4 protein-coding genes are annotated in these 5,530 nt (G+C 71.9%); 2 read left to right on the top strand and 2 right to left on the bottom strand.

Annotated elements, in window-relative coordinates; all coding sequences use genetic code 11:
* The first annotated feature begins 131 nt into the window (after positions 1-131).
* Positions 132-1,448: an HlyD family secretion protein gene (locus I53_RS28890; protein ID WP_043357543.1), complete on the top strand. Its 1,317-nt coding sequence runs from the start codon at positions 132-134 to the stop codon at positions 1,446-1,448.
* Complete coding sequence (locus I53_RS28885) at positions 1,445-3,586, top strand: peptidase domain-containing ABC transporter (protein WP_043357541.1); 2,142 nt, start codon at positions 1,445-1,447, stop codon at positions 3,584-3,586. Before I53_RS28890 ends, I53_RS28885 begins: the two co-directional genes overlap by 4 nt.
* On the opposite strand, the gene I53_RS28880 is transcribed toward I53_RS28885, so the two are convergent.
* On the bottom strand, positions 3,552-4,556 hold the full coding sequence (locus tag I53_RS28880) for a helix-turn-helix domain-containing protein (protein ID WP_051045118.1): 1,005 nt from the start codon (positions 4,554-4,556) through the stop codon (positions 3,552-3,554). The genes I53_RS28885 and I53_RS28880 overlap by 35 nt on opposite strands.
* Positions 4,557-4,680: 124 nt before the next feature.
* Positions 4,681-5,530: MFS transporter (locus I53_RS28875; protein ID WP_043357539.1), on the bottom strand; the 850-nt coding region annotated here is incomplete at its 5' end.

Below are 5,530 nucleotides of genomic sequence, written 5' to 3'. Positions count from 1 at the left end.
GGAATACAAAATTCGCATTCCCGTGCAGTGTGAACACAGCACTCGTACGATGCGACCGAACAAGCCGGATGACGCCGAGGCGTGCTATCCTCGAAGATGTGGTCTCGTTCTGGGAAGGTTGCTTTAGCCGGGTGCCAAGTCCGCTCTTTCGACTGGAAGTTATAGAGGCACGACGCAATGCGTGGCTGGGCGAGGCGCAGATCATCCAGCCCTTGCCGATCCGCATCGTGGCCCTGTCCTGCGTGGCCATGGTGGCGGCCGTCGGCCTCTATGCCTGGCAGGGCACCTATACCCGCCGCATCCACGCCGTCGGCCTGCTCGCGCCCGATATCGGTCTGATCAGTCTCGCCAGCCCGGTCGCCGGCCGCGTCGGCTCGACGGGGGTGCGCGAGGGCGACAAGGTCGCCCGCGGGCAGCTCCTGTACACGATCGACCTCGACGCCGTGTCGGCGAGCGGGCCTACGCAGGAACGGGTGATCGCCGAGCTGGAGCGCCAGCGGCAGAGCGTGGAGCGGCAGCGGGCCGCCCGGGCCGATCTGGCCGGGACGGAGCGCCAGGCCCTCCGGGAGCAGGTGGCGAATCTGAGCGAGCAATCCGCCCAGCTCGCCAAGCAGATCGACCTGCAGGAGAAGCTGGTGCCGCCGCTCCGGTCGCGGGTCGAGGAACTCGCCGACGCCGTGGCGCGCGGCTTCGCCCGCGCCGCCGATCTCCAGAGCCAGAACTACCTCTACATGCAGGCGAGCGCGCAGCTCGCGCAGTTCCAGCAGAGCCGCCTCCAGGTCGACGGCAAGCTCGCCGACACGAAATCCCAGCTCGCCGCCTACGACGACCGGCTGGCCCGCGACCTCGCCGACCTCGACCGGACCGCCGCCCAGCTGGCGCAGCAGAAGGCCGAGAGCGAGGCGCGCCGCGCCATCGAGGTCCGGGCACCGGAGGCCGGGACCCTGACGTCGATCCGCGCGCAGGTCGGCCAGACCGTGGCGGCCGGGGCGACGCTCCTGACCCTGCTGCCGAGCGCGGGGCGCCTCCAGGCCAACCTGTTCGTCGATTCGTCGGCCATCGGCTTCGCCGAGGCCGGCGCGCCGGTGATGCTGCGCTACGCCGCCTTCCCGTTCCAGCGCTTCGGCTTGCATCGCGGCGTCGTCACCGAGGTCACGCGGGCGCCGCTGGGCAGCGATGATGCCCCGGATTTCGCGCGCCGCGCCTCCGCCCGGGGGGAGGGGACCGACCTGTACCGCATCGTCGTCCGGCCCGATTCCGACACCGTGCTGGCCTATGGCGAGCGGCGCAGCCTCGAGGCGGGCATGCGGGTCGAGGCCGATATCGCCCTGGAGAAGCGGTCGCTCTACCGCTGGCTGCTCGATCCCGTCGCGCATGTCCGGGAAAGCCTCGCCCTCGTCACGCGCGGCGGCCTCGACGCCCTGCCGGTCCGGAAGGCGGCCCCGTGACGGCGCCATCCCGTGCCGCCCGGCTGGACTTCGGGCTTCGCCGCCGGGTGCCGGTCGTCCTCCAGGCCGAGGCTGCCGAATGCGGCATGGCCTGCCTCGCCATGGTCCTGGCCTATCACGGCCGCCAGCTCGACCTCGCCACGCTGCGGCGGCGCCATCCCCTGTCGCTCAAGGGCATGACCCTGCGCAACCTGATCGACCTCTGCGGCGCCCAGGGCCTGACCGCCCGCGCCCTGCGGGTCGAACTCACGGATCTGCCCCGGCTCCGGCTCCCCTGCATCCTGCACTGGGGCCTCAACCATTTCGTGGTGCTGACCCGGGTCGAGCGCGGCGGCCTCGTCATCAACGATCCGGGTCGCGGCCGGCGCCGGATCAGCCTCGCGGAAGCCTCGCGGGAATTCACCGGTGTCGCCCTGGAGGCGGTGCCGAACCCGGGCTTCAAGCGCGAGCGGGCCACCCCGGGCCTGCGGCTGCGCGACCTGTTCCGCAACATGTCCGGCATCCGCGCCGCCCTGGCCCAGGTGCTGGCCCTCTCCCTGGGGATCGAACTCGTCGCCCTGCTGATGCCCATCGCCTCGCAGGTCGTGATCGACGAGGTGATCGTGAATGCCGACCACGACCTGCTCCTCGTGGTGGCGATCGGCCTCGGATTGCTGCTGCTGCTCCAGCTCGGCCTCAGCATCGCCCGGACCTGGGCGATCATGCTGGCCGGGACCCGGCTGAACTACCAATGGTCGGCCGGCCTGTTCGACCACCTGTCGCGGCTGCCCCTCGACTATTTCGAGAAGCGCCATGTCGGCGACGTGATCTCCCGGTTCGGCTCCCTGGCCACCATCCAGAAGGGCCTGACGACCGACCTCGTCCAGGCCGTCCTCGACGGCCTCATGGCGGTCGGGATGCTGGCCATGCTGATGGTCTATGGCGGCTGGCTGGTCGCCGTGGTTCTGGCCTCGACGGCACTCAACGCGATCCTCCGGGTCTTCGCCTACGGCGCCTATCGCGAGGGCAGCGAGGAGGCCCTCGTGGCCGAGGCCCGCCAGCAGACGCACTTCATCGAGACGGTCCGCGGCATGGCGAGCGTCAAGCTCCTCGACCTGCGCGAGCGGCGCGGCGGCGCCTGGATGAACCACTTCGTCACGGCCCTGAACGCCCGGCTGCGGCTGCAGCGCCTCGACCTCGTGTTCGGCCGTGCGAACGAGTTCCTGTTCGGCCTCGACCGCCTGATCCTGCTGGTGTTGGGCGCCCGCGCCGTGATCGGCGGGTCGCTGTCGCTCGGCATGCTGGTGGCGTTCCTGGCCTATCGCGACCAGTTCGCCACGCGGATCGGCAGCCTGATCGACGCGTGGTTCAAGCTGCGCATGCTCGACGTGCAGACCGACCGGCTCGCCGACATCGTGCTGTGCGAGCCCGAGGAACAGGATCTCGCTGCCGCCGCGCCGCCCGCGGCGCCGGTCGTCGCCCTGAAGGCCGGGGCGCTCGCCGGCGTAGGCTTGGCGCTGCGCTACGGCGCGGACGAGCCCTGGATCTTCCGCGGGGTCTCGCTGTCGGTCCGGGCCGGCGCCTGCTTCGCGATCACCGGTCCCTCGGGATGCGGCAAGACCTCGCTCATGAAGGTGATGATGGGGCTGACGCCCCCGACCGAGGGGATCGTCGCCGCCGACGGCCAGGACATCCGCACCGCCGCCGGATCCTACCGCCGCCGGATCGCCGGCGTGATGCAGAACGACGGCCTGTTCGCGGGCTCCATCGCCGAGAACATCGCTGCCTTCGACGAGCATCCGGATGCCGGCTGGATCGCCGAATGTGCGGCCCGGGCCGCGATCCTGGACGATATCCGCCGCATGCCGATGGGCTTCGAGAGCCTCGTCGGCGACATGGGCTCGACCCTGTCGGGGGGCCAGAAGCAGCGCATCGTGCTGGCGCGCGCCCTCTACCGGCGGCCCGAGATCCTGTTCCTCGACGAGGCTACGAGCCATCTCGACGAGGCCACCGAGGCGGTGATCGCCGAGGCTCTGCGGGACCTGCGCATGACGCGGGTCATCGTGGCCCATCGCCCGGCGACGATCGCCCATGCGGACGCGGTGTTCGATTTCCCCGCCCAGGTCAGGGGCGCGGCGGATCTGGCTGCCGCGGGCTGACGCGGTTCGCCTGAGGCTGCGCGGGCCGGAGGTCGCCCGGTGCCAGGCCGAAGCGCTTGCGGAACCCGCGGTTGAAGGTCGGCACGTCGGTGAACCCGCACGCATAGGCGATCGAGGCGATCCGCACCTTGCCGTCGCGGGCGGCTTCCAGCCGTCGGCGCGCGAGGTCGAGGCGCGCGTCGCGGATCGCCGTCGCGATGCCGCCGGTCTCCGCGAAGGCGCGGTACAGGCTCGTCCGGGACAGGCCCAGCGCCCTCTGGATGTCCTGCGGGGCCAGGTCGGGATCGTGCATCCGGCGCGCGATATGGGCGCGGGCGAGCGAGACCACCGCCGCCTGCGAAACCTCCGCGGGCTTCGTGCGCCGGGCCGTGCCGTCGACGAGGTGGCCGAGAAGGTGCAGCACGCCCTCGATCGCAGTCTGTGCCTCGCCCTCGGACATCCAGGCGATGGAGGCGGCCACGGTGCACAGGCGCGTCCGGAACGCCACCCCGGCCGGGTGCGGGTTGAGGCTGCGGCCCGCGAAGGCGTCCGCATCGCCGACCCAGGCTTCGAAGACCTCGCGCGGCACGGCGAGCCGGATCTCGCCGTAGGCGCTCTGGGTGCCGGCCACGAAGGGCCGGTTCCGCGACAGGAAGCTGATATCACCGGGGTTCAGTTGGGCGCCGCGGCCGTGCTGCTCGTGATAGCCGATGCCGTCGAGCCCGAGGCCGATCACCACCATCGCGCGGGCGTTCCGGTCGACGTGCCGGGACCGGAACTCCAGCTCCACCGGGCTGCTGACCGTATGGGTCAGCGACCAGCCGGCCGACGCCACGGTCAGGCGTTTGGCCGCGAAGCGCTCCCGGGGATGCCGCCGGCCGATGTCGCCGAAAGCGGCCAGGGCCGTGCAGCGCCAGAATTCGAAGGCCTGCTTGGGCTCGACGTGATTGGTCGTCTCGACGAGGCTTGGGACGAGCACCGGGCTCAACACGTGTGACACTCCCGTCCGGCCCGGCGGCGCTGTCCCAGCGCCTGTGCAACTCTATCGTGTGAATCTTGCCGGATTGGCAACCGACGCCGATCGGGCCTGACGATGCGGGGCGTCCCCGCGCGGCCTATGCAACGGCCCGGCCGGACAGGCCGCGCGGTCCGGCAAGCAGCAGCGCGGCGCTGGCCCCGAGGACGATCGTGATCACCGCGAACATCGCGTGCGGTCCGTAGGCCGAAAGGACCGGCAGGAGGATGAGCGGCGCCAGGGCGGCGGCGACCCGGCCGCCGGCCCAGGCGCAGGTCATGGCCGAGGCCCGCAGCGGCGTCGGGAGGAGTTCCGTGGCGTAGACGGCGAGGACGCTGCCGTAGGTCGCCGCGGCGGTGTTGAAGGCGATGCCGACGAGAACCAGCGTCAGGAACGTGCCGCTCGCCGCGAAGGCCGTGCCCAGGGCCGCCATCGCGGCCGCCAGGGCCGTCAGGCAGGCGCGCCGCTCGAGCCGGTCGATCACCAGCGCGGTCAGGAGGGTGCCCAGCGGCGGGCCGAGCATCGACAGCGCGGCGAAGGCGAGGGATTGATCGACCCGGAAGCCCTTCTCCACCATCACGACGGCGCTGAGCAGCGGGAAGGCGATCGTCGCCAGGGGGGCGAGCGTGAAGAGGCCCACGAACAGGGCCGTCTGGCGCGTCTGGCGCGTCCCGGTGAACAGGGCGCGAAAGCCCGCCGGCCCGTGTATCGCCGGCCCGTGTATCGCCGGCGCTGAGGCGAGGTCGGCTGCTCCGACGACCGGCGCCCGGCCGGCCGCGCGCTCGAACCGGCGGCACGCCCCGTCGGCCTCGACGGGTCGCCCGACCGAGGCCAGCCATCGCGGCGATTCCGGCAGCCCCGCGAACAGGATGCTGCCCAGGGCCGCCAGGGCGCCCCCGAGGATCAGGGCCCAGCGCCACGGTTCGACGCCGAGGGGAGCCCCCGGTGCG

It is taken from the genome of Methylobacterium sp. B1 (assembly GCF_000333255.1).
GTDB classification, from domain to species: domain Bacteria; phylum Pseudomonadota; class Alphaproteobacteria; order Rhizobiales; family Beijerinckiaceae; genus Methylobacterium; species Methylobacterium fujisawaense.
The sequence above is the reverse complement of the archived record's forward strand: the minus strand, read 5'-3'. Positions and strand labels throughout refer to the sequence as shown.